The sequence below is a fragment of the Peribacillus sp. NPDC058002 genome (genome assembly GCF_042886655.1).
Lineage (GTDB): Bacteria > Bacillota > Bacilli > Bacillales > DSM-1321 > Peribacillus > Peribacillus aracenensis.
Genome location: NZ_JBHVQU010000444.1, coordinates 483 through 1,881, shown reverse-complemented (window position 1 = coordinate 1,881; position 1,399 = coordinate 483). Strand labels below are relative to the sequence as shown.

Here is a 1,399-nt window from a genome sequence, read left to right as displayed (position 1 = left end):
CAGCTCATTAACAGTTCAGCGCACTCCTCTTCCGATATCGTTAACGGCGGGGAGATGATGATCGCTGATCCTGTTACACCGTCAAGGCCTGCAGCTGCGGGATAAAGAAGTATTCCATTCCTCATTCCCAATTCAATGATTTCATTAGTCACGTCTGCCTCTTTCGGATATGGGGCCTTCGTTGCTTTATCCTGGACAAATTCGATGCCAATCAATAAACCTCTCCCGCGTATATCACCGATAAAGGAATACTTCCCTGCCAACTTTTTCAGGCCCCTAATCAAGTAATTCCCTCTGTCGGCTGATTTTTCGACAAGTTCATTTCTTTCGACATATTCTAAAACGGCCAAAGACACCGCACACGATAACGGATTTGCACTTAGAGTATGGCCTCCTATAATTAACTTCGACCCTTTCATTATGGGCTCCATCACGTTTTTGGTCATTACTGCGGCCGCAATCGGTGTATACCCTCCGCTCATACCTTTACCAAATGTTACGATATCAGGCTCCACATTCCAATATTCAGAAGCAAGCATCTTACCGGTGCGTCCAAATCCGGTCATTACTTCATCCGCAATGAATAAAATATCATTCTCTTCGCAGATTTTCTTTAGTTTTCGAAAATAACCATCAGGAGGAACAATGGCCCCTCCGGCTGCGCCGATAACAGGTTCTGCAATGAAAGCCGCTATATTTTCACTGCCAATACGCCGGATTGATGCTTCCAATTCCGAAGCACAGGACATTCCACACGTATGTGGATCAAGTTGAAGTGGACATCGGTAACAATATGGAGGAGATACAGAAGGATATGATTCAAGCATAGGAGCAAATCTTTCCCGGCGAATCGGATGTCCAGACATTGAAAGAGCTCCCATCGTGATGCCATGGTAGCTCATCCATCTCGATATGATTTTTTGTTTTTTGGGCTTCCCTTTTTCCTGCCAATGCTGGATGGCAATTTTCAATGCCGTTTCAGTCGCTTCGGAGCCGCTGTTTACAAAAAAACTGTATGTCAGTTCCCCTTTGGTCAATTCCGCAATTTTTCCGGCAAGTTTCTCTGCAGCATCGCTGGTAAATTGGGAACGATACACAAATGAAACCTGTTTGGCCTGTTTTATCATCGCTTCAATGATTTCCTGGACTCCATGGCCAATATTGGCTGTAACTGCACCGGAAGAAGCATCAAGGTACTCCTTTCCATCTTTGTCGTATAAAAACACTCCCTGACCATGACTGATAGTCGGGTAGGCTCCTCCCAGGACCGGTTTGATCAATGAAGACTGCTCCATAAGCCCACACACTCCTTCTTTTTAAAAACAAATGAAAGAGAGTCAACTGTAGGGCCTTATGAACGAAAACTAGATAAAATAAGTTGCGTATGCAGTATGTGGTC

General features: G+C 44.7%; 1 protein-coding gene. It reads right to left on the bottom strand.

All coding sequences use genetic code 11. From position 1 onward, the window contains the following. The coding region (locus ACFVSH_RS26130) for an aspartate aminotransferase family protein (protein ID WP_387708707.1) at positions 1-1,295 on the bottom strand (1,295 nt) is incomplete at its 3' end. Positions 1,296-1,399 lie beyond the last annotated feature (104 nt).